The sequence below is a fragment of the Mesorhizobium sp. WSM4906 genome (genome assembly GCF_029674625.1).
Taxonomy (GTDB): domain Bacteria; phylum Pseudomonadota; class Alphaproteobacteria; order Rhizobiales; family Rhizobiaceae; genus Mesorhizobium.
The window spans coordinates 4,699,134-4,721,469 of record NZ_CP121355.1 but is presented as its reverse complement, the minus strand read 5'-3'; the positions used below and the strand labels follow the sequence as shown (position 1 = coordinate 4,721,469).

The 22,336-nt window shown below is 61.6% G+C and carries 25 protein-coding genes and 1 tRNA gene; 14 read left to right on the top strand and 12 right to left on the bottom strand.

The features are described from left to right. Positions 1 to 4 precede the first annotated feature (4 nt). Positions 5 to 1,153, bottom strand: coding sequence for a Xaa-Pro peptidase family protein (locus QAZ22_RS22765; protein ID WP_278202946.1), 1,149 nt, complete (start codon positions 1,151 to 1,153; stop codon positions 5 to 7). 38 nt (positions 1,154 to 1,191) lie between these two features. Beyond that, complete coding sequence (locus QAZ22_RS22760; RefSeq protein WP_278202945.1) at positions 1,192 to 2,373, bottom strand: M24 family metallopeptidase; 1,182 nt, start codon at positions 2,371 to 2,373, stop codon at positions 1,192 to 1,194. 251 nt (positions 2,374 to 2,624) lie between these two features. On the opposite strand from QAZ22_RS22760, the gene ehuB reads away from it, so the two are divergent. From ehuB to QAZ22_RS22735, 5 genes are all read left to right on the top strand, one after another. Beyond that, entirely contained in the window at positions 2,625 to 3,482 is an 858-nt protein-coding gene (ehuB, locus tag QAZ22_RS22755; RefSeq protein ID WP_278202944.1) for an ectoine/hydroxyectoine ABC transporter substrate-binding protein EhuB, read from the top strand. Positions 3,483 to 3,739: 257 nt separating this feature from the next. Continuing rightward, positions 3,740 to 4,468, top strand: a complete 729-nt coding sequence (gene ehuC / locus QAZ22_RS22750) for an ectoine/hydroxyectoine ABC transporter permease subunit EhuC (RefSeq protein WP_278202942.1) — start codon at positions 3,740 to 3,742, stop codon at positions 4,466 to 4,468. Further along, on the top strand, positions 4,465 to 5,124 hold the full coding sequence (gene ehuD, locus QAZ22_RS22745) for an ectoine/hydroxyectoine ABC transporter permease subunit EhuD (protein ID WP_278202941.1): 660 nt from the start codon (positions 4,465 to 4,467) through the stop codon (positions 5,122 to 5,124). Before ehuC ends, ehuD begins: the two co-directional genes overlap by 4 nt. After that, positions 5,121 to 5,900, top strand: coding sequence for an ectoine/hydroxyectoine ABC transporter ATP-binding protein EhuA (gene ehuA / locus QAZ22_RS22740; protein ID WP_278202940.1), 780 nt, complete (start codon positions 5,121 to 5,123; stop codon positions 5,898 to 5,900). Before ehuD ends, ehuA begins: the two co-directional genes overlap by 4 nt. Continuing rightward, positions 5,897 to 6,613 carry a GntR family transcriptional regulator gene (locus QAZ22_RS22735; RefSeq protein ID WP_278202938.1) on the top strand — a complete coding sequence of 239 codons (717 nt, stop codon included), beginning with the start codon at positions 5,897 to 5,899 and terminating at the stop codon, positions 6,611 to 6,613. The genes ehuA and QAZ22_RS22735 overlap by 4 nt, the downstream gene beginning before the upstream one ends. Before the next feature lie 227 nt (positions 6,614 to 6,840). Here the strand turns inward: QAZ22_RS22735 and QAZ22_RS22730 are convergent, their stop codons facing one another. The 7 genes from QAZ22_RS22730 to QAZ22_RS22700 all read right to left on the bottom strand — a co-directional run bounded on the left by QAZ22_RS22730 (position 6,841) and on the right by QAZ22_RS22700 (position 10,696). Continuing rightward, entirely contained in the window at positions 6,841 to 6,990 is a 150-nt protein-coding gene (locus tag QAZ22_RS22730; protein ID WP_278202937.1) for a hypothetical protein, read from the bottom strand. Positions 6,991 to 7,572: 582 nt separating this feature from the next. Continuing rightward, positions 7,573 to 7,776: a hypothetical protein gene (locus QAZ22_RS22725; protein WP_278202936.1), complete on the bottom strand. Its 204-nt coding sequence runs from the start codon at positions 7,774 to 7,776 to the stop codon at positions 7,573 to 7,575. 287 nt (positions 7,777 to 8,063) lie between these two features. Next, a tRNA-Gln gene (locus tag QAZ22_RS22720) sits at positions 8,064 to 8,137 on the bottom strand. Positions 8,138 to 8,182: 45 nt separating this feature from the next. Continuing rightward, positions 8,183 to 9,244 (bottom strand): tyrosine-type recombinase/integrase, encoded by a 1,062-nt coding sequence (locus QAZ22_RS22715; RefSeq protein ID WP_278202935.1) that lies wholly within the window; start codon positions 9,242 to 9,244, stop codon positions 8,183 to 8,185. A gap of 10 nt (positions 9,245 to 9,254) precedes the next feature. Beyond that, a complete protein-coding gene (locus tag QAZ22_RS22710; RefSeq protein WP_278202934.1) occupies positions 9,255 to 9,476 on the bottom strand; it encodes a hypothetical protein in 222 nt (73 codons plus the stop codon). 15 nt (positions 9,477 to 9,491) lie between these two features. Next, a complete protein-coding gene (locus tag QAZ22_RS22705; protein ID WP_278202933.1) occupies positions 9,492 to 10,181 on the bottom strand; it encodes a hypothetical protein in 690 nt (229 codons plus the stop codon). Next, entirely contained in the window at positions 10,178 to 10,696 is a 519-nt protein-coding gene (locus QAZ22_RS22700; RefSeq protein ID WP_278202932.1) for a hypothetical protein, read from the bottom strand. Before QAZ22_RS22700 ends, QAZ22_RS22705 begins: the two co-directional genes overlap by 4 nt. 156 nt (positions 10,697 to 10,852) lie before the next feature. On the opposite strand from QAZ22_RS22700, the gene QAZ22_RS22695 reads away from it, so the two are divergent. The 3 genes from QAZ22_RS22695 to QAZ22_RS22685 all read left to right on the top strand — a co-directional run bounded on the left by QAZ22_RS22695 (position 10,853) and on the right by QAZ22_RS22685 (position 14,600). Continuing rightward, positions 10,853 to 11,200: a hypothetical protein gene (locus tag QAZ22_RS22695; protein WP_278202931.1), complete on the top strand. Its 348-nt coding sequence runs from the start codon at positions 10,853 to 10,855 to the stop codon at positions 11,198 to 11,200. 162 nt (positions 11,201 to 11,362) lie between these two features. After that, positions 11,363 to 11,614, top strand: a complete 252-nt coding sequence (locus tag QAZ22_RS22690; protein WP_278202930.1) for a hypothetical protein — start codon at positions 11,363 to 11,365, stop codon at positions 11,612 to 11,614. A gap of 832 nt (positions 11,615 to 12,446) precedes the next feature. Further along, entirely contained in the window at positions 12,447 to 14,600 is a 2,154-nt protein-coding gene (locus tag QAZ22_RS22685; protein WP_278202928.1) for a hypothetical protein, read from the top strand. A 49-nt stretch (positions 14,601 to 14,649) separates the two neighbouring features. On the opposite strand, the gene QAZ22_RS22680 is transcribed toward QAZ22_RS22685, so the two are convergent. From QAZ22_RS22680 to QAZ22_RS22670, 3 genes are all read right to left on the bottom strand, one after another. Beyond that, positions 14,650 to 15,264, bottom strand: a complete 615-nt coding sequence (locus tag QAZ22_RS22680) for a methyltransferase domain-containing protein (protein ID WP_278202927.1) — start codon at positions 15,262 to 15,264, stop codon at positions 14,650 to 14,652. A 114-nt stretch (positions 15,265 to 15,378) separates the two neighbouring features. After that, complete coding sequence (locus tag QAZ22_RS22675) at positions 15,379 to 15,696, bottom strand: YMGG-like glycine zipper-containing protein (RefSeq protein WP_278202926.1); 318 nt, start codon at positions 15,694 to 15,696, stop codon at positions 15,379 to 15,381. A gap of 548 nt (positions 15,697 to 16,244) precedes the next feature. Then, positions 16,245 to 16,499 carry a type II toxin-antitoxin system HicB family antitoxin gene (locus QAZ22_RS22670; protein WP_347566919.1) on the bottom strand — a complete coding sequence of 85 codons (255 nt, stop codon included), beginning with the start codon at positions 16,497 to 16,499 and terminating at the stop codon, positions 16,245 to 16,247. Positions 16,500 to 16,674: 175 nt separating this feature from the next. Here QAZ22_RS22670 and QAZ22_RS22665 point away from each other — a divergent pair, with 175 nt between their 5' ends. From QAZ22_RS22665 to QAZ22_RS22640, 6 genes are all read left to right on the top strand, one after another. Next, positions 16,675 to 18,168, top strand: coding sequence for a recombinase family protein (locus QAZ22_RS22665; protein WP_278202925.1), 1,494 nt, complete (start codon positions 16,675 to 16,677; stop codon positions 18,166 to 18,168). Further along, positions 18,165 to 19,043 (top strand): plasmid partitioning protein RepB C-terminal domain-containing protein, encoded by an 879-nt coding sequence (locus QAZ22_RS22660; protein WP_278202924.1) that lies wholly within the window; start codon positions 18,165 to 18,167, stop codon positions 19,041 to 19,043. Before QAZ22_RS22665 ends, QAZ22_RS22660 begins: the two co-directional genes overlap by 4 nt. Positions 19,044 to 19,396: 353 nt before the next feature. After that, positions 19,397 to 19,990, top strand: a complete 594-nt coding sequence (locus tag QAZ22_RS22655) for a hypothetical protein (protein ID WP_278202923.1) — start codon at positions 19,397 to 19,399, stop codon at positions 19,988 to 19,990. Between the two features lie 482 nt (positions 19,991 to 20,472). After that, a complete protein-coding gene (locus tag QAZ22_RS22650; protein WP_278202922.1) occupies positions 20,473 to 20,856 on the top strand; it encodes an excalibur calcium-binding domain-containing protein in 384 nt (127 codons plus the stop codon). A gap of 316 nt (positions 20,857 to 21,172) precedes the next feature. Then, positions 21,173 to 21,934, top strand: a complete 762-nt coding sequence (locus QAZ22_RS22645) for a thermonuclease family protein (protein WP_278202921.1) — start codon at positions 21,173 to 21,175, stop codon at positions 21,932 to 21,934. A 12-nt stretch (positions 21,935 to 21,946) separates the two neighbouring features. Then, a complete protein-coding gene (locus QAZ22_RS22640; protein ID WP_278202920.1) occupies positions 21,947 to 22,300 on the top strand; it encodes a hypothetical protein in 354 nt (117 codons plus the stop codon). Positions 22,301 to 22,336 lie beyond the last annotated feature (36 nt).

The window sequence follows — 22,336 nt, the reverse complement described above, 5'->3', positions numbered from 1 at the left end:
TGGTCTAGCGGACGATCGGGCCGGTCGGCGTGCGCGTCAGCACCTCGGCGCCAGTCTCGGTCAGAAGCACGGTGTTGGAGATGAAGTCGTCGCCGCGGCCGGTGCCCATCAGCCAGGACAGGATGTGGAAGCTCATGCCGGTCTCGATCTCGAGATCGGAATCGTGCCGCAAGCCCGTAACCGAATTGCCGCCCGTCCAGGACGGCGGCTGGCCGATGCCGACGAGATAGCCGCAATGATGCCGGCGGTAGTGCGACAGGCCTGCCTCGTCGGCCACGCTTTGCCAGGCGGCGTAGACCTCGCGCGCCCTGGCGCCGGGCCTGAGCGTCTTGACGACGGCGTTGAACGCCTTGGCCGTCACCTCGGCCATGGCGGCGTCCTCGTCCTTGATGGTGCCGATCCGGATCAGCCGGCCGAGCGGCGCGTGATAGCGCGAGACGCAGCCGGACAGTTCGACGAAGACCGGCTCGCCGCGGCGATAGACGCCGTCGCCCCATGTCGTGTGTTCCTCGCCCAGCCGGGCGGCGGGGCGGATGAACGGGCCGAAGCCGGGCGCGTGGCCGCCGGCGCGCGCCATCGCCGCCACGCATTGGGCGGCGACCTCCTGCTCGGCGGCGCCGTCGCCGACGGCAGCGATCGCGGCTTGCGCCGCCGCATCGGTGACCTTGGCGGCGCGGCGCATCAGCGCCTGTTCCTCGGCGCTCTTCACCCGCCGCATCCCGTCGACCAGCCCGGAGACGTCGCTCCACTTGGCGTCAGCCTGCGCCTCGAGCTTGAGGGCGAGGCCGTGGCTGAGGCCCGAGGTCCAGTGTTCGAGGCCGATGCGCTTGCCCGTCAGGCCGAGTTCGGAAAGGACGCGAGCGGCGAGATCCGCGGCCGTCTCGCTATCGGTATGGCCGCGGAACTCCGCCGCCTTCACCTGGTTCTCGATCGTCACCTTCTCCATCGACCGGGTGACGAGCACCGGCTGCCGGTCGAGCGGGACGATGAGAAGATGCGGCGCGAAATAGCCCCAATGGTCGAGGCCGGTGAGATAGAAGGTGTTCTCCGGCGAGGCGAAGACGGCGGCATCGAGCCCGCGCTCGGCCAGCGTCTTGCGCACCTTCGACAGGCGGCCGGCGATCTCGGCTTCCGAAAAGGGATTGCGATCCATTCTGTATCCTCGAATTGCCTGTTGTGGAGCCTTAGTGGTCAGTCGATGACGATGAGATCGCGCGTCACGTCGCAGAGCCGCTCGCCGCCGGCTTCGGCGACGACGAAGGACTCCGAAATGGCGACGCCGAAATCGTCGAGCCAGACGCCGGCCATGAAGTGGAAGCACATGCCGGGCTGAAGCTCAGTCTTGTCGCCGGGCCTCAGGCTCACGGTGCGCTCGCCCCAGTCCGGTGGGTAGGCGAGGCCGACCGGATAGCCGACCCGGCTTTCCTTCTTCAGCCCGTTCCGGCGCAGCACCGCCTGCCAGGCGGCTTCGACCTGCTCCGCGGTGTTGCCGGGCCGCGCCATTGCGAGGCCGGCGTCGACGCCTTCGACGATCACCTTGGCCATATCGGAAAGCGCAGCCGGCGGCTTGCCGAAATGCACCGTCCGGGTCAGCGCCGCATGGTAGCGCCGCCTGACGCCGGCGATCTCGACGATGGCAAGGCCGGTGTCGGGAAGCGGCGCGTCCGACCAGGTCAGATGCGGCGTGCTGGTGCCTTCGCCGACCGGCATCAGCGGACAGATGGCGGTATAGTCGCCGCCGGCGCCGGCCACGCCCATGATCTGCGCGTGATAGATCTCGGCGATGACATAGTTCTGCGGCACGCCGGGCCGCATCTTTTCGATGGCGCGGTTCATGGCATTGCTGCAGATCGCGCCCGCCTCGCGGATAAGCGCCAGCTCGCTCGGCGATTTCACCAGGCGCGCCCAGTTGACGAGGTCGCGATTGTTGGCGAAGCGCGCCTCCGGCAGGCCGCCGACGAGATGGGCATGGCAGCGCGCCGTGTAGTAGTGCGCATCCATCTCGACGCCGATCCGCGCCCGGTCCCAGCCGCGCGCCCTGATCAGCCCGGCGAGCTCGTCATAGGGATGCTCGACGGGATGCTGCACCAGCCGCTCCGAGAACGGCACGATGTTTCGTTCGGGCAGGCCGGTGGTCATGCGGGCGCTCTTGGCGTCCTGCGCCCTGCCGAACCAGATCGGGCGGTCCTCCTCCAGATGGACCAGCACGCATTGCGGCACGTAGAAAGACCAGCCGTCATAGCCGGTCAGCCAGCACATGTTGGCGGGATCCTGGCAGATGATGAGATCGAAGCCGGCCTCGTCCATGCGTCGCTTCACGTCGGCCAGGCGCCGCTCGTACTCCGCCTTGGTGAACCCGCCCGACCCGCTCAAAACCGTCTTTCCTCCCGATCCCGCGCGGGACGCGGCTTGCCGCCGCGATCCCCGGAAAATTGCCTTAATTGTGCACAACTGTTGAATGTTTCAGCCGTATACCGGAAGGTAAACGGCTATTTATCAAGATTCGTACAGCGCATCTTGCGATATGTCCAGATCAGTTGTATACGTCTTGTGTGCTTGGGCGGTGGTGGAGAAACGTCGTTTCGAGCCAAACAATCATTGAAAGCAAAGGGGAACGCATGTTCATGTCACAGATATCCCGCCGCGCGGTTGTGAAGGCCGCTGCTTGCCTTGCGCTCGCCGCGACAGCATTCACGTCGGCCCACGCGGAGACGACCCTCGAGCGCGCCAAGAAGGACGGCTACATCCGTGTCGGCTTCGCCAACGAGGCGCCGTTCGGTTTCGCGACGCCCGACGGCAAGCTGACCGGCGAAGCGCCCGAGGTCGCCAAGGCGGTGCTCGCCAAGATGGGCATCAAGCAGGTGGACGGCGTGCTCACCGAGTTCGGCTCGCTCATTCCGGGCCTCAAGGCCGGCCGTTTCGACATCATAGCGGCCGGCATGTTCATCACTCCGAAGCGCTGCGCCGAGATCAATTTCTCGGAGCCGTCCTACGGCATCGGCGAGGCCATGCTGGTGACGAAGGGCAATCCCAAGGGAGTGAAGGACTTTTCCACCTTCAAGGACAACGCGGATCTCAAGCTCGCCGTGATGGCCGGCGCCGTCGAAGGCGGCTTCGCCAAGGACGCGGGCGTGGCCGCCGGGCAGCTCGTCACCTTGCCTGACCAGTCCAGCCTGGTCGCGGCCGTCCAGTCTGGCCGCGCCGATGCGGCCGCGCTCACCGCGCTGTCGATCGCCGAGATGGCCAAGAAGGCCGATGGCGTCGAATCGACCAAGCCGTTCGGCGAGGTCGCCGGCAAGTCGGTGAAGGGCCATGGCGGCTTCGGCTTCCGCAAGGAAGACACCGATCTGCAGGAAGCGTTCAACGCCGAGCTGAAGAAGTTCATCGGGTCGCCCGAGCATATCGCCCTGGTCGAGCCGCTCGGCTTCGGCAAGGACTATCTGCCGAACAAGACCACGGCGCAGCTCTGCAAGGGCGAATAAGGTTCCCAACTGCTGGCGGCGCGAAAGCGCCGCCTCTTTTTCAGGAGCAATTCCAGGAAAAGTGTGTGACGGTTTTCCGTCCGGAATTGCGTGAAAACAAACAGTTAGAGCGGTACGCCGTTTCCGTGAAACGGTGAAACGCTCTAAAGCAATTCCAGGAAAAGTGTGTGACGGTTTTCCGTCCGGAATTGCGTGAAAACAAACAGTTAGAGCGGTTCGCCGTTTCCGTGAAACGGTGAACCGCTCTAGGAGCGCAGATGGGAATTCGCACACTCGTCGCCATGCTGGTTGTCGCGCTCGCCGTGATCGGCGTGCTGGCGACGCAAGCCTCTTACAGGCTGTTCCTGCCGGGGCTGCTGCAGGGCGCGCAACTGACCGTCGAGATAGCCGTGCTCGGCAGCCTGCTCGCGGTCGTCATGGGCGTGCTTGCCGCGCTTGCGCGCATGTATGGCCCGGCGCCGCTCAGATGGCTGGCGACGGTCTATGTCGAGATCTTCCGCGGCACTTCGGCTTTGGTGCAGCTGTTCTGGCTGTTTTTCGTGCTGCCGCAATTCGGCGTGACGCTCGACGCATTCCTGGTCGCCGTGCTGGCGCTCGGCCTGAATGTCGGCGCGTATGGTTCCGAATGCGTGCGCGGCGCGATCCAATCGGTGCCGCGCGGCCAGTGGGAAGCGGGAACCGCGCTCAATATGAGCCGGTCGCAGATGCTGCGCCGGATCATCCTGCCGCAGGCCTTCATCGCCATGATCCCGCCCTGGGGCAATCTGTTCATCGAGCTTTTGAAATCGACCGCGCTGGTCTCGCTGATCACGCTCACCGATCTTGCCTTCAAGGCGCAGCAGATGAACCAGAACACGTTCAAGACCATTCCGATCTTCACGCTCGTGCTTTTGATGTACCTCGCCATGTCGCTGGTCATTTCCATCGGGATGCGGCTCCTCGAAAGGCGGGCCTCGCTCGGCCTGGCGCGGGGGAGGGCGGCATGATCTGGGATTGGAATTTTACCTTCCAGATCCTGCCCGTGCTGGCGCAGGCTGCCGTCGTGTCGATCGAGGCGACGCTTCTCGGCTTCGTCATCGCGGCGACGCTTGGCTTGGTCCTGGCCGTGATCCGCATCGCCGTGCCGTGGACGGCTTGGACGATCTCCGTGCTGGTCGAGCTGATCCGCTCGACGCCGCTGCTCATCCAGATCTTCTTCATCTATTTCGTCTTTCCGAAATTCGGCCTCGTGCTCGACGCTTTCACCGCCGGCGTCATCGCCATCGGCATCCACTACGCCGCCTACTGCTCGGAGGTCTATCGTGCGGGCTTCGACAACATCCATCGCGGCCAGTGGGAAGCCTCGATCGCGCTCAATCTCTCGTCCTGGACGACCTTTCGCGACATCATCATCCCGCAGGCGATCCCGCCGATCGTGCCGGCGCTCGGCAACTATCTCGTCGCGCTGTTCAAGGAAACGCCGCTGCTTTCGGCGATCGCGGTGCTGGAACTGATGCAGACCGCCAAGATCATCGGCTCCGAGACATTCCGCTACACCGAGCCGATCACGCTGGTCGGCCTGTTCTTTCTGGCGATGAGCCTCGTGTCGGCCGCGCTCATCCGTGCCCTCGAACGCCTGCTCAACAGAAGGACCGTACGATGACCGAGCAACCGATGGTCCGCTTCGACAACGTTTCCAAACGCTACGGCGCGCTGACCGTTCTCGACGGCCTGAACCTCGACATTGCGCGCGGCGAGAAGGTGTCCGTCATCGGTCCGTCCGGCTCCGGCAAGACCACTGTCCTGCGCATGCTGATGACGCTGGAAACCATCAATGACGGCGTCATCTGGGTCGAAGGCGAGCCGCTGACGCATATGCAGCAGAACGGAAAACTGGTGCCCGCCAACCTCGCGCACATCCGGCGCATCCGGGCGAAGATCGGCATGGTGTTCCAGTCCTTCAATCTCTTCCCGCACATGACCGCCATGGCCAACTGCATCGAGGCGCCGATCACCGTGCTCGGCATGAAGCGGGCGGACGCCGAGGCGCGCGCGGCCGAGCTTCTCGACATGGTCGGGCTGTCGCAGAAGAAGGATCACTATCCCTCCCAGCTCTCCGGCGGCCAGCAGCAGCGCGTCGCCATCGCCAGGGCGCTGGCGATGCGGCCCAAGATCATGCTGTTCGACGAGGTGACGTCGGCGCTCGACCCGGAACTTGTCGGCGAAGTGCTGCAGGTGATAAGGCAGATCGGCCGCGAGCATGATCTGACGATGCTCATGGTCACCCACCAGATGGGCTTCGCCAAGGAGTTCTCCGATCGCGTCTGCTTCTTCTACCAGGGCAAGATCTGCGAGCAGGGGCCGCCGAGCGAGCTTTTCGGCGCGCCCAAGAATGAGCGGACGCGGCAGTTCCTGCACGCCGTCCTGGAGGCTGGATGACGTTTGATACGGATGCCTCGCCCGCGACCATGGCCGCGTCGCCACCGCGTCCACTTTCGGCGCGAGAACGGTTCGAACGCATCTACCTGATCCTGCGCGACCGCATTTGCCTGCTCGACTATCCGCCGGGAAGCCGGCTCTCCGAGGAGGAACTCGCCCAGGAATTCGAGATCAGCCGCACGCCGGTCCGGCGCGTACTTGCGCGCCTCGAGTCGGAAGGCCTGGTTCAATCCGTCCACGGCGTCGGCACCATCGTGACCGACGTCGACATCGAGGAATTGCAGCAGGTCTATCATCTGCGCCTAGAACTGGCGCTTCTGGTCGGCAAGCTCTCGCCGATTCCGCGCACCGCCGCGGACCTCGATCGGATCCGGGCGCTCATCGCACGTTGCGATTCCGACATGCTCAATCCGGATCAGCGCGCCTTCCTGCAGCTCAACATGGATTTCTTCACCGAACTGTCGGGCATGACCGGGAACCAGCCGCTGCGCGAGATCAGCGAGAGGCTGTATTTCCAGGTGGCGCGCGTCGTCCTCAAGATGATGCCGCAGCTGGGGCTCGTGGAGGAGTTCACCGCGTTCCGGCGCGAAATGGAGGAGGTCCTGGCCGCGGCCGAGATCGGCGACTGGGAATCGATCGGGCATATAAGGCGCGCCCACATCTCCATGAGCTTCCTACGCATGATGCGCCACGCCGGCGCGGCCGGCGATTAGGATAAGGCGCGCAATCTTGCGCCAGCCCTTCTTATGCGGTGAGCGTCCCGGCTCGCTGACACTTACTTCGCGACCTGCGCAGGTCGCAGCCGCGGCATTCGGCCTCCCCGGAGCGGTTTGCAACACCAGAGCAATTCCAGGAAAAGTATGTAACGGTTTTCCGTCCGGAATTGCGTCAAAACAAAGAGATAGAGCGGTTCGCCGTTTCCGTGAAACGGTGAAACGCTCTAATTCCAGGTGACGCGAACAGGGCCTTGGAAGTTCTCGACCTGGTCAACCGTCTTCATCAACGCAATCCGATAGGCGCTCTTGTTTGCCGAGTCGTCCCAGATGAAGAACGCGACAACAGCGGCGGCGATCAATAGGATCGGTCGCATCGGAACCTCCCTCAAAGCCCCTCGTACGCGCGCCGCTATTATGATCTTGCCGAGCTTTTAATACAAGAAGTTGCTAATATAAGCTCATTGATCAGCCACGTCACCCGGCCTTCAAAGCCATGACGGTAAGTGAGATCGCCACGGCGACCACGATCGAGCCCGAACAACCGCCTGGTCGATCAGATACCGTCCGCGGCCTTGGCTCTTGCGCTTTCGCCGCCTTGCCCGCCGGGTCGGCACCGATATTGAGTTTGTCCGCGGCCCCCTCTTAAGCGGGCTGGAGCCTTCCGGCTGATAAGACTTCGCCGACGGAGCTTTCGCCGGATCGTCCCGAGCGTGCGCGCATCCTCAAAACGAGCAGCCGCGCAGCCGCAAACGGCGTCGCGACGAGAAAGGCGAACGTGACGGCAAGGAAAACCGATGGAATGCAGATCATCCCGCTGGGATCGAAGCAAACAGATTCCATGATGTACCCCTTCAAAATCACCTGTTGCGCGCGGGTGGCCTTCCCTGACCTAACGATGCTCCTCGTTTAAAGGGAATTCAAGTTTTTGCTAATTTTCCGAGCGCTGTCGCCCATGACTACCACCCTAAGTGGATTATCTGGGACAGATCGGCGATGTCGCCATAGATCATCGAACCTTTGACGAGAAAACACTTGCCAGCCAGGACCTCGAAGGGCCGGCTTGACGCGGTGCAAACCGGTGCGACCTTACGCTCCTTGGCATCGGCATAATCGACGCTGATCGCGAGGATAGCGATAGCAATGAGAGTCGTTTTGCTCATGTCTAACCCCCAAAGCCCAACTGGCTTCTAGGGCCGCAAAACCGGGTTGCCGTCCCTCAAAGTAGCATCCGGCGATAATGTGTTTCATTCTGTCGATTGGAGATGTGGGCTCATCTATTTGCGGTAGGGCGCAAAAAGGGTTCAACCTCCGCCACGGATCTGGCATAGCTACGGTCCGGCATCCGTGCGCGGGCGACTCTATGTCGCCAAGTTGGCGCTTGACGCCCATAAACGCGACGTTGGAAGCTTTCGAAGTCCACTTGGTCTCGGCAAGTGCTTGATTTGCTTGGCTGGGGAACCTGGATTCGAACCAGGACTAACGGAGTCAGAGTCCGCTGGTCTACCGTTAACCTATTCCCCAAAAGGCCTTTCATTTCAAGGCTTTGGTCGAACGAGCGAAAAGCGGTTAGACACTTCTCTTGCGGGAGTTAGACAAAACCCGTTCTCGTTTCGAGCCGGCTTGTATCACATTCGCCATGTCGATCAAGACCCCTGATACGTCCGCGCTCGAGGAATAATGCTCGGCCATCTCCATCGTTTCCTGGCCAAGGAAATTCTTGATGTCCTCAAGCCGGTAGCCTTGTTCGCGCAGGTCGGTAGCTACCGAGTGCCGAAGCCCATGCATCGTAAGTCCCTTGCTGGCCAGCCCCCGGGCAACGCAGTCGTCGAAGAATTTGCCGATCGATGCGGAAAAACCCATCTCTGTCCAAGGCTTACGATGCGAATTTAAGCAGAGCATCGTGACGTCGATCTCTGAAACCGGCCATGTCTCCAGCGCTTCGTCCAAAATCTTGCGCAACTCACCCAAGGCTGGCAGCTTCATGATCTTGCCGTTCTTTGACGCGCGGAAAGAGATGTAGCCGTTTCGATAGGCCATGCGCGGGAGGCGCAGGATGTCGCCGCGTCGCATGCCCAGGAAGCGAGCAAGTGCGATTGGGACCTTGTAGTGGAGCGGAGCGGCAGCCAGCACGTTCACCCGCTCGATCTTAGTCCAGGGGCGATTCTCTTTGCGCCGGTCGTTTGCGATTTTCGCCTTTTCCAGCTCCAGGCAGGGATTGGAAGTCACGAGCCCATATTCCTTGCCGTGTTTGAAGGCGGAGGAGAGCATAGCCATCATATGGTTGGTGAAGGCGCCGCGGCGCTTCTTGACGGTCTTGTCCCGCAACTTGGCCATGAAAGCGGTGTCGATCAAAGCCAAGGGCGTACCCGCGATCGGCTTCAGATGGTCCATATATTTCTGATAGTCGGACTTCGTGCGCGGAGCGAGGTCGGTGAATTTCGGCGACTTCTTGTAGCTTGCGAGCAGCGCGCCGAGCGTTCCTGATTGGGTGGCGTTCGGCGCATGCAGCTTGTCCAGACGGTCGACCTCGGCGGCCAAAGCCTGGCCGGTCAGTTTCGGGTCGATGGGCGTGCCGCTTTTGCGGTGATAGACGCGCTCGATGCCGAGCCGGTCCTTGTAGCGCTTCAATCCTGTGATCTTAACCCTCATCGAGCAACCCCAGCCATTCGTCTCCCGTTGCCGGCTCCGATTGGTTCCGGCTGTCCAGCCACCTGTCAAGGGCGCGCACGTCGTACCGCACCAGGCTGCCGATCCTGGTCGGCGCTACCCTCACATGCGTCTTCAACCATTCCACCGACTTGCCGCCGCAGTATTCGGCGGCCTCGGCCGGCGAGAGCATTCGTTTGGACGGCAAAGGCACTGCGCACTGTCTCCCTCAACGAGCTCGCGCCGCAATGCCGACATAGCGCTGCAAGCGGTCGATGAAGGCGAGCTCCGCCTTCATCGCGCCCCACGGCACAATGGCCCCTACCAGCTTTGGCGGAGGCAGCGAGACGCGCGGCAGGCATGTGCTGCGCGAGCTGGCGCCGAATAGAGCCGTTGCCTCCGCGACCAGCATGCGATCGTCCATCTCGCGGATCTGCCGAGCATACTGAGACACTGTATTGATGTTGGGCAGCCCGGCGGCTTGATACACTGCCACATCGATGCTGCGCTTGACCGAGGCGAGCGCCCGGTGCGCCAGCCGGTCGACGAAGCCTGCACCTTCCACCCCAGCTTCTTCTGCCAGCCGGGCAATGTGATGCTGGATGAGGTCGACCGCCGGCCTGGTGATGTCGCCGAGCGCATATTCATGCCCGTCATGCAGGAGGAAATAGCCTGCAGCCACGCCGTCGCCGGACTCCCGATAGAGCGCATCGGCTCCCATGACGGAATGCTGAGCGACCGAATAGGCGGGACAACGGTAGAGCCCGTTAAACCGCGCAAGCTTGGAAAGCGTGTTGGCCATATCGCCGAAGCTGATGTCGGATGGCTGGGGATCGATGAGGTCGAAGGCCGATCCGTCGGGCTTGAAAGTCGGGATCACGGGAGCCTTGCTTGAGTGGGATTTTTGCTCCGGGATCATTGGATCACCTTCGGCATGGCGGCCTCAACCGCCTGCAGAACCCTCGTCCGAATTGCAGGAAGGATCGGCAGCGACTTCAGATAGCTCGAAAGCACTGCCATGCAGCGTTCGCGCTGACCGGCCCAAGGGTCGAGCTGAAGGGCGCCCCTGGCGGCACAGTATTCGCCCCAGGCCTGGACAAGGCCTTGCGTGGGTTCCGCGTCCGCCGGGAGCGGCAGACGATTCGGTGCCGCATGCCTGGCCTTTTCGATCATGTCCTCAAGCAGATCGGGACGGATGGTCAGTTGCTTGGTGCTGGTCAGCACCGCCAGCCTCGCCGCATTGTCCCGGAACTCGATTATTTCCGAGCTGGTGAAACCCGCGCGGATGAGGTCTTCGGGCTTCACGCCGCCGCTGACGGCGTAGAGGTCCCGCATGGCCTCGGACATTTCGAAGCAGCGCGGATGTGTTTCGACGAATGCTTCCGGGAAGGCAGCCGGGCGTTTGTCGGACGCGTGTCTGCTGATTTGCTGCAAGGTCGGTCTCCTTTTTCGGGTGCGTCAGAAGGCGCCCAGCGTGACGGCGGCGCAGAACAGCAAGGCGGCGAAGAAGGCCGCGTGCGGCAGCCCATTCGCGAGCGTTGCGGCCCTGTGGTAGCTTTTCGAACGCGAGGCAGGGGCAGGGGGATTTGCGTGTGGAAACTGGTGTGTGCTGCTGCGGTTCTTTGGCTTACCGCTGCGGGGCAGGCACTCGCCTACAGCGACAAGCAGATGACCGTGATGTCCTATCTCGGGCAGGCGATCGCCGGCACGAAAATCTGTTCGAAGCTGGAGATCAGCGAAGGTGAAGTGGCTGTGATGATCGCCGTCTACAAAATCGACCTCGGCGACCCCACCGTCGCGGCTGTCATTCGCAGCAAGGTCGATGAGACGGTAGGTGCCTGGGCAGGAAAGGGCGAAGACCTCGCTTGCGCGGGGGCATTGATCCTCTACGGCCCGAGCGGCTCGAGTACCCCAGGTCTGCTGCACATCAAGGATTGATTTCATCTGCCTACTCCGATGAGTGAAAGGTAGGCGATGCCTACCTACATTGTCAAGCTGTGTAGGTTGGCGTCGCCGCTGCGATCCTGTGGATCGATGTGCCGCTTTGTACTTGTTTTGTTCTAACCGGTGAGTCACACTGTCGCGGCGAAGGAGGCAGTGTTGCTGACGTATTTTGTTGTCCAGAGTTTCGATTTCACGCCCAAAGGAGCGATCGCCGCTGGAAAGGCGGTGGAGGTCCAAGATGTCGAGCATGCTTTGCGACTGGCCGAGAAACTGGCGTGTTGCTCGGCCGGCGTTGTGGCCTTCAGCCGGACTGGCGATCCCATAAGCGGCGAGTTCGAAGATGCCGTCATTCTCTATGCCAACGGGATCGTTCCGATGCTTGAGGCTGAAGTTTCGATGGCCTCCTGAGGTTCGAAACAGTCTCAGCTATGGACGCTTCGCCTTCACATCGGTCATTCATGAAGAGTGAGGTTCTCAAAAGCCGCTGTCGGTTCATTTTATGTGTCGCGCCGAAGCTCAGCCGTCGTCTTCTCTGTCATCGCCCCATTTCCGCATCCGTCACTTCTGGCCTTTGATCAACGAGTACGGAGCCCAAAGAAGCGTTGCTCGGCGTCCTCGACAAAATTGGCTTGCCCGGCGGTGGCGATGCTCGTCATGATGAGGCAACCTTTAGGTGTAGAGGCTTGCCTCCATGGATAAAGATGAGCGCAACGACGGGGACAATCCGGGGCGGTCCTCGCCCCAGAAGCTGAGCCCGGCCGAGCAGACCTTGACTCTGCACGGAAATGCCCTTCGCCAGTTTCTTCGTGAACATCCTGAGCTGCGCGCAACTCCATCCTCGCGGTCCGCGGTAGTGCTGCAACTGTCTGCGCTGTCGTGGAGATTCTGGGCGCCGCCCCTAATCATATACTTCGGGGCGCTTCTGATCTTGCCCTCCGTGGTTAATTCGCCAGCGATCCGCGCCTGGCTTCCACTTGCTGGCGTTCCTTGGGCGGTTCTTAGCGCAGTGTTTATCCTGACCCGTCGTCCGCTCCTGTCGCTATCTGACCGTGCGCGGTGGGTATCCGAAGATTTTGTGCTGTGGCTCATCCACGCATCGGCTCCAGAGGAGTCGAGATGGCGATTGTCGCGGCCACTCTGGTTCAGTCTTGCAAGTCTCGCCCTAGCCGCCGTCATTGCCGGAAAGGCGAGCGGGGGCACGCTCGGCGGGCGGATGCTCGTCTGCTGCGGAGCGACGCTCTTGCTCGCCTTCATTTGGCCGGCTCTCGGCAAGCTGCTGCTCACGGTGCGCGCGCCGCTCCTGGTGGCGCTCGTCTATCATCTCCTGCTGCAGCAGGATCAAAGCCTGGAGACCGTTCGTGCGACCAACGAATCGGGCGTGGCGTTGCAGCTCGGCTCCTATCTCGTATGGGGTTATGCCTGCGCCTTCCTGGGTCTGATGCTCCGGACGCTGGCAATGGACGCGATCGACGAAGGGCTCCGGCGACAGTATCAGGGGGCGCGTTGGTTGCCCGGCATACTGTTCGCGGCTCCTCTGCTGTCGGCCTCCTATACATGCTGGCAGGCGGGCACCTCGAGTTGGGCCGGCTGGTTTTTCATCATCATGTGCCTTGCGTTCGCATTGCTCGCGATCTTCATGCCCGTTCATGCCCTGTCGCCCCTGTCTGCTTCGGGCCATGATCGAGCCCTTGCGCGCAGCCTCCCCGAAGAGGCCTGGTCACTCGGCATGCCGGTCCTCCTTTTCCTGCTGGTGCCGTTCTCGATCGGATCCTTCGGGTTTGCTGTCGAGCCGCCGCCGGCCGCGCTGATAGCCGGATGGCTGGTGGTAGTGGCATTCGTGATCGTTATGATCTGGCGTCTCGGCCTGCTGCTCAGGCTTCCCCTGATCGCCCTCCTACTCGGCTGGGCGTTTCTGCTGTCTTGGTTCGATCTCGACGACAATCACGAGATCGCCTACCGCCTCGAGCCATCGCTAGCGCTTCCACCTGCGGCCGATCAGGCATTCGGCCAATGGTTGACGAGCCCGCAGCGGCGCGACAACCCGGTCGCGTTCGTCGTGGTCGCCGAGGGCGGCGGGGCGCGCGCCGGCTATATGACCGCGTTGGCGATAGAAGCCTTGCGCACCCAATGCAGCGCGTTTCGGCGCTATCATTTCGCGAGCATCGGCGTGTCCGGCGGCAGTCTTGGCGCGGCACTTTCGGCTGCCGCACCGGTTCTGCCCGCAGTCGGTCCCGACTGTGCCTCGATCGCTCTTTTCGCGTCGGCGCGATCCCCGGCGGTGCAGGCCATGGGCACCGATCTCCTCGGTCCAACATTGCGGGGCTTCCTATTCGCCGATCTCCCAATGCGCTTTTTTCCCGGTTCCCTATGGCGCACTAGCGGTAAGGCTTCGCCCGAAACGCTCCAGCGCCCTTGGGGTGATCGAACCACGGGTCTTGAGCGGCGTCTTGGCCTAGTCTGGGCAGAGCAGGGGAACTTCACTGTTCACGACAGGGCCTTGTTCAGTGGTTTGCTCCACGACGGCCAGCCCCAAACCTGGCTGCAGGACGACAGTTTCAAGGCGGCATGGCCCGGACCCAGCGGCGACCAGCCCGCGCTGATCCTGCTGGCGACGGATGTCACCAGCGGCCACAGGATTGGAATAAGCCATCTGCGCTTCTGGCCCGCGCAGGCTCTAGGATCGGCGACTTGCCTATCCCCGGCTGCCGTTGCCGCCGCGCCATTGGAACTCCGCAACAAGTTGCTGACCCTGGCGGACATCGCGCCCCGTCGCGACCCTACCCTGATCGGCGCTGCGATGGTCAGCGCGCGCTTCCCGCTGATTACGCCCGCTGCTACTCTTCCTTGCCCGGAAGGGGAATGGCGAGCAGTGGATGGCGGGTATTTCGAGAATTCGGGCCTTACGACAGCGCTGGAATTGGTCGATGCCATGCGAGCAGGCGCCACCGGGCAAAGTCCGCTCCTGGTCGTACTTATTCGAATCGAGGGGAGCGAGGCTGTTACGAGGCCCAGTCCCGGCCCCACCGCCGGGCCGACACCCCCGGCAATCTCGTTTGCCGAACTCATGTCCCCGATCAGGGCCTATGGCGGCACGCGCGAGGCGCGGGCGGACCAAGCACGCCAGAGCGTCGACCAACTGGTGAGTCAAAGCGCCAAGGGCTGCGCGGCGAAGTCAGCAGCCTGCCTGCAGGTTTTGCAGGCTAAGCTTCGGTTGAAGCGCTGCCATGTCGCAATTCCTCTTGGCTGGTCGCTTTCCGAAGCCGCCCAGGCCGATATCCGGCAGCAGCTAGGTCTGGAAGACTCTAAAGATGAATGCGTACAGAGCGCGGCCAAGGCCAATTTGGCTGAGTTCACGCGCATCATGGCGTTGGCCGCGGCCCGCGAACTTCGCTAATAGCGAACGATCAATATGGCCGACTTCGACTAGTTATCCCCGGTCGAGGTTACCCAGGCCTTCTGGCGAAGGCCCATACCATCACTGGATATTCTTCGTCGTTGCTCAGATCTCGCCACACTCCGTAGGCCCGTACCGGGCCGCCGATATGCGCCTTGGCGCACGCTTTGTTGCCCCAGCCGAACGCCTGCACGTCGTCCTCGGCGAAGCCGCCTTCGACCATCAACTGCTTCAGCCCGGCGGGCGTCCAGCGGCTATAGTCGTGCGGGCGGGCATGCACACGAAACAGGAAGGGCGCCGCCACCATCGCCCAGCCGCCTGGCCTGGTCATGGCGTGGATGTTGGCGGCCGCCGCTTGCGGGCGCTGGACATGCTCCAGTACCTGGTCGGCGATGACGATGGAATATTGCTCATCGGTACGATCCTTGCAGATGTCGAATTCCGGGAAGTCGACCGAGCGATAGTCGGGACAGAGCGCCCGCCAATAGCGGTTCCAGCCTGGAGAGATCTCGATCACGTCGCGCGACTTGCGGTTGGCCGCTTCGAGGAAGGTGGTGAAAGCTTCGATCTGGCGGATGCGCAACCAGTTGCGGCTGTCGTATCCGATCAGCCGCTTCACCGCATGTTTTCCACGATTTTTCAGGGCGCCGGCAAGGCTTGTCATTCTCGACCTCTTCCTGCCCGCCGCGAAACCCTCTTATCCCGCAAACCGTGCAAAAGAATGACAAGCCGAAGGAGCCGGCGCTGAAGCGCCGGTCTCCCGCCGGTCAGACTACGATCAATAATCGCCGTTGTAATACCTGTCGTCGCACGGCGCGGTGTAGATCCGGCCGTAGCGGTCCTGGTAGCGGCACAGCTGCTCGCCGCGGCGCTGCGGGGTGGTGGCGCTGCCGACGACGGCGCCGAGCAGGGCGCCGCTCGCAGCGCCGATCACCGTCGACTTGGTGTTGCCGCCGATCGCCTGACCCACCAGGGCGCCGCCGGCGCCGCCGATCAGCGCGCCGGTGGTGGCCCGCTGCTGGCCCTCGGTTTGTGTCTCGCATCCGGCAAGTACCGCGGTCATCAACACCGCCACGAAAACCTTCTTGATCATCATCTCCAGAACTCCTTCGAAGCCCCAAAGACCAAAAGAAACAGGGGCGTACCCGGCCGCAGTGGTCTCGCATTGCGGCGGAACGGCGGCAAAGCCCGCTCACGAAGTGAGTCATGGTTTCCCGGCTGTTGAACAGCATGGTGGCCAAAACGCAAACGTCCACGCAGCTCGTATGATGCCTTTCATACTGCTGCGGCCAGCTTAGGAGAAACTATGCCGGCAAATGACGCGGCAAGCTTTAGAACAACCTTAATTGCCTTATTCTAATGTTTGCAGCTGGCTGGCGGGGCCAGCCGAAGTTTACGTTGGGGTTTGCGGCGCTGTCGCCGACGGGTGGGGACATGGAACTCGCGTTGTCCGAAACGGAGTGCCAACGCTGCGGCGGCAGCGGCATGATATTCGATTGCCCAAGCTGGCGAAGCTCCAACGGCCATTGCTGCCCTGCGGGCACTCATCATCGTAGATGTCCTGGCGTTAGCGCGCGCTGCGTGGAGTGCGACGGAACAGGCTCTGGGGCGCCGAAAGACGCGCGGGCTTTCAGCTCGGGTGATTTACCGTAGCTGCAGACGGACCAGGACTGTGGCCAACACGTCGCTCTCTACCACGGCATGCTCGAGCGGCATCGGCTCCGGAACCGGTTCGCCGTCCTCAATAAGCCCTTCGACATGAAAGGCGAGCGCCATCTCGGCGAGCCGGCGCACTTCGGCCATCGTCCGGCCGGCTGTGACCACGCCCGGGAAGTCGGGTAAAGACAGCCCGAAGTCGCTGTCTTTTTCTTTGTGGATCACCCCAACGTATCGGCGCATGCCGTCTCCGTAGCTTGTCAGCCACGCCCGCGGGCCTATTTCAAGGGAGCCGGTAGGTGGCAAAATCGCTGGAACAAGGCTCGATACGACGACGCGAAGCGATAGACAAGCTTTCAGCGGCCCGAACCAACCTCAAGCGAGGCGGACGGTGGTTCGTGCGGCGCAATATCTGCGAATGTCCACCGAGCACCAGACTTATTCCCTTGATAACCAGAGGGAAGCAATCCGCAGCTATGCGGAAGTCATGGGTTACGCCATCGTTGCCTCATATGAGGACCCCGGCCGAAGCGGATTGCATCTGGAAAGCCGGCCCGGCCTCAAGAAGCTGCTGTTTGACGTGGAGCACGGGCTTGCCGATTTCGAAACGGTGGTGGTCTACGACGTGAGCCGATGGGGCCGGTTTCAAAACATCGATGAAAGCGCCTCTTACGAATATCGATGCCAGATGGCCGGCGTTCGGATTGAGTTTTGCGCCGAGCAATTCGGGAATGACGGCACCGTCGGGTCGGACGTGCTCAAGGCCATAAAGCGCAGCATGGCGGCAGAATATAGCCGGATGCTGTCACAGAGGGTCTTCATGGGCCAGGTGAGGGCGGCCGGGATGGGGTTCCACGTCGGCGGCTTGCAGGGGCTCGGACTGAGGCGTCTGATGATCGACCAGTCCGGAAACCCTAAGCTGGTTCTCGCTCGCAACGAACACAAAAACCTACAATCTGACCGTGTCATCATCGTTCCGGGGCCGCCAGAGGAGATAGCGACTGTTCAGCTGATCTTTCGCCTCTTTGTCGGGTCACGTAAAAATGAGGCCGACATCGCGAGATACCTGAATGCCCGGGGGATCTGGAACGACCTCGGCCGGCCATGGAAACGAGAAGGGGTGCGCCGCGTCCTCACCAACGAGAAATACATCGGCAACAACGTCTGGAATCGTCGCTGCACCAAGTTCAAAAGCAAGATGGTGTGGAATCCCCCGGACCAATGGGTAAGGGCTGAGAACGCTTTTGAGCCGATCGTAAATCGCAGATTGTTTGAGAAGGCCCAGCAAAAAATAGAATTGCTATACCCGCGCATGAGCGATGATGAACTGCTGGCGGCCCTGCGCAGTGTCTACAAACGCGAGGGGAAGTTGTCTGATGCGATCATCAAGGCAGCGCCCGAATGCCCGTCGAGCTGGCGCTATATATCGCGTTTCGGAGGCCTGCTCAATGCATACAGGTTGGTCGGTTGCCTGCCGCCAAGGAAGTGTCACTTCATCGATCTACGCAAGCGCCTCGAAGCTACCCGCCACAAGGTAATGGAAGACCTGCTGATTGCGGTCAAAGAGGTGGGCGGGCAGGCCTCGCTGGACTCAGGAACGGGCCTCATCCGGATCAATGACGAGTTCACCGCGGTGATCGCGATCGCCCGTTGTCGCGTCTCGCACAGCGCCTATCCCCGCTGGTCTTCGAAGGCCCTGGGAGAGGTCCCGGCGGATATCTTCGTTCTCATCCGAATGCATCCCGGCGATCTGGCCATTCGCGATTACCTCATAGTCCCGATGCATGAAATCGCCGAGATGCGGGGAGATTTCCACGTCAACAATGGGATGAGGTTGGATTCGTTTCTTTTCCCGTCCCTGGATCCACTTGTTGCGCTGGCTGAGCGGGCATCCGTGGGGAGCGCTGCATGAAGGCACGCGGCAAAATTTTGGGGCTGGAAGCCGCCTACCAGGTTCTGCAGAACAGCCGCACCAGGCACGCCGCGCTAGTGGAGAAGATGTACGAACCCGCGCGCTTGTTCACCGGTCCATGGCTGTGCAAGACCTATGAGGTTGAATGCGAACGAACCCGCAAATTGACGGCTGAGGCGCAGATCCCTCGTGATCGGCTCGAGATGGTAGCAGGAGCGATGCGAGAACCGTTGAAGCAGGAGCGGTTCCGCCGCCTGCTGTCGGCCGAAGGCCTCGCGGCAGTGCCGAAGACGCTGGCTAGGCGGATCAATGCCGAAAAACCTTCGCAAACCACCCCGTGTCCACCTGTTGAACCGAAGCCATTGATCAGCGGAATTTCTGCCGAGGTCCTCGATCTCCTGCAGGATTGGTATGTGGCACCCCAGGTCTTCGCCTCGTTGCGGAGGATGGTTCCTGAACGGCAGCTCAAAGCGACAAGGCTGATGATCGCCCTGAACCGGGCAAACTTCCACTATGCGCAACTTCTCAGCACACTCACCCCGGCATCGCAGTTGGCGGACCCGTCCAGGCCGAGAAGGAGGTTATTGGGCGTTACAGACGAGCAGCTGGCTGCCATGGGAATCGAGTTTGACGCGCTGAATGATGAATTCCTGTACTGTGCCAGCTTATATGGCACGTGGGCGCTCGAGCTTATGGCAGCAAGGTCATACCTCGATAAGCTGATGGAGAATGCGCGGGTGGTTAGATACCTCGCGCAGAACTTTCCCGACCAACTCGCGAAGCTGCAGACGATCCTGGATGTCCCGATGGGCCGGGAAGCTCTCGCGGCCTGCCCGAGAAAGACCGGGCGAGGGCGGAAGCACCTTATCTTTTGAGTGATTGTAAGCGGGTTCAACCGATGTCGATCCAGGCGGGTGCGTGGTCACTCGGCTTTTCCCTGCTACGGGTCTCGACATCGACACCGGCATCTTGAATGGTCTCCGCCACCGATGGGCTTACCGGCAAGTGATCCATGCGCACCCAGGAGTTTCGGTCGTAGCCTCCGCGGAAGGAGAAACTCCAATAGGGGTAGATGCCTTGCCTGCGCTTGCAACGCAATGGCAGCCCGTCGGTTCAACTAGTGTGGCAACCAAGCGGAATTCGCTGACGTTTTTACCTTGAAGCGAACGCGATCGGAGCGCCATTTAGAAGGATGCCCGCCGGCCGAAAGAAAGACCCAGTTGGGAAGATGGTGGCAGAGTGGCCGCTGTCTCCGGCGACGACGCTCGGCTCGTCCGTGCGGGCGAAGGGCACTTTCCTCGAGATCCGCGCGCGCCTTCCCGCGCCTCTGAGGAAGCTGCTTCACATCGAATCTCGGGTGCTCACCTTGCGCCTGCCAGAGGGCGTCAATGCGGATGTGCAAGCGGCAGCGGCTATCGTGTCCAAAGCCATGCGCGACATCGAAAACCTCCCGGTTATCCCTCGTGAAGCCGAGGACATCCTGACGATCTCGTCCGGCGAACGGCATCGCTGGCTGAAGGACGGTCGGCTGCAGAGCGCGGGGACCAGAACGGTCAAGCTTCGCGGCCGCGCCAGAAAGATCACCTTCCATGTTTTCGACCCGCGCCACATTGAGGATGTGCTCGACCGCGACCTGGTCACCATCTGGCGCGAGGAAGACGCAGCCACCGCCGCCGAGAACCGCCAGCGCGCAGCCGCAAGGGCTGCCCTGAAGCGAGCGCAAAAGAAGGGTCGGGACGCTGTCGACAAGCGCGATGAGGAGGAGGCGGGCTCGAAATTGCGTGGCTGGGAAGATTTTGAAAGCGACGGCCTGTTGCGGTGACCGGCTGGCCCGTCCTTGCCCGATCAAGTACAGCTGGTCATGAAGCCTCCGCCCGCGAGTGGGGTGGAGGTGCACATTCTCGGCCGGTTTGCGGTGGCGCTTTGCATCATGCTGTCGCCCGTGTCTGACAGGCTCTTGCTTATCCTGTGAAGCTGCTCGCGATTGCTGGCGATACGATTTTGATCGATCTGGAAAACGCATTGTGAATAGGCGTCGGTCCCGGGCTTGAACCCGTAAGCGTGCTGACAAACCGAACCAATTTGCGCCAACATCGGCCCTTGGGCCGGCTGCAATTCCTGACACCCCGTAAGCACAAGACTCGCGAGTAATATTGATCGCCCAAGACGCATTGATTGCTGAACCCCAACCCAATGTGAGTTGCAGCTTTCCTTAGTGGGGCACGAATAGCAAGCGGTCCAACGAGGATTCGACAACAAAATGCAAATGGAGCATTATGCCAATTGGTGTCGGGGGATACCTCAGTGGATTTGCGATCGTATTTCGCCGCAGCGAGTGTGGTGCTGTTGTCGGGCTGTGCTGCCGACTATTTGAATAATTACGATGCGATGACGTTCGCGTCCGGCGACGCAAGCAACACCAATTCGCTTCTGCAGACGGTCGATCCATTCAATCCGAACAGCAACAACACGGATATCGAAGCCGACGGGCAGCGATCGGCAGCGGTTGTCCAGCGCTACCGCGGCATGCCACTTGTCGGCGCCGCGCAGCAAGGCGGTGGCGGCACACGCGACCTCGATTGCAAGAACGGTACCGGGAACAACCCGGTTGTAGCGGGTCCGGTCCCTGTCGGATCTGATCCCAACCATCTGGATCGCGACCACGACGGCATTGGCTGTGAAAGGTAGGACGCTTTGAAGTTCGGAATCCGGAAGCCAAGCATCAAACGCAGCCTGGCCGCTCGAACGTCCGTCAAGCGCATGGTGAAGCAGCAGCTCGGCTTGAAAGCGCCGCGGGGTATGGGCTGGATTACAAATCCGAAGCGAGCCGCTTACAACCGGGTTTATGACCGGACCACGGTCAGCTTCTGGAGCATCCTCAAGAAGCTCTTCAGATAAGGGCAGCGGGTTAGAGGGCTTGGACAGATCGGGTTACGACAATCGTTCTGACCAGTGGCGGCGCCGCACTGGCGCGAAACACTCACGCGCCACTCGATGGGCCAGCGTGCCGCTGCGTCTCGTGCTAGTGACGGTCGCTGCCGTCTCCGCCCTGGTCACGCAGTTCGTCATGCACAACAGCGGGTCGCTGCCGGAAATCAACCTGCAGAACATCATCAAGCCGAGGCCGGTAGCGATCGCCGGCGTCGCCTCGGTGATCGATGGCGATACGATCGAGATCCACGGACAGCGCGTTCGCTTCAACGGCATCGACGCGCCGGAGAGCCGGCAATATTGCGACGACGCAAAGGGCTTCGAATATCCCTGCGGCCGCCGCTCCGCCGAAGCGCTGGACAAGTTCCTTGCCGCTTCCAGGCCGGTGCAATGCGCATTCGTGACATGGGATCGCTACGGGCGCTTTGTCGGCACCTGCACGCGCGCCGACAGGGCCGATGTGGCCGCCTGGATGGTCGAGCACGGGCAGGCGCTGGTCTGGCCGAAATACAGCAACGGCGCCTATGCGGCGCAACAGGCCAAGGCGCAGGCGGCGCAGGTGGGCCTATGGGTTGGCACCTTCCAGACGCCCTGGGACTGGCGGGCGCAGCACAGCGACGACGTGCCGACGACGCCGACACCAACTTTCGCGCTCGATGGCGGCAATGCCGGCTGTAACATCAAGGGCAACATTTCGGCGGACGGCGAGCGAATCTACCATGTGCCCGGGCAGAAATATTACAGCGTGACTATCATCAACCAGGCCAAAGGGGAGAGGTGGTTCTGCTCGGAGGCGGAAGCCGTGGCTGCAGGTTGGCGGCGCTCAAAACGATAGGGAGGAATAAGCTTGAAACCTCACGTAAGGGCGGCAGTGGCCGCGATCGCACTGAGTGACTTCTCCAAGCGCAACGTGACGTCGATATATTCCTACGCCGAATCGAAATATGTAAACGTAGACGTGACGGTGCGCGGCGGCCAAGTGAACGGCTACGATTACTCAAGCAGTTGTCACATTGATGGCTCGCTACCTAGCCTTTACCACTATGGAGAAAGCTGCCACATCGACCTGCAACCCGGCTCGAACGGCCACTATGACGGCTACGATTACGGATCCAGTTCACACTTTGAGGTGACCGTGAATGGTAGCGAGGTCGAGATCTACGACTACGGCGTAAGCGGCTTCTTTTTCTTTTCCACTTAACGGTGGAAGACGAACTTTGAAGTGCTGGCTGAGGGG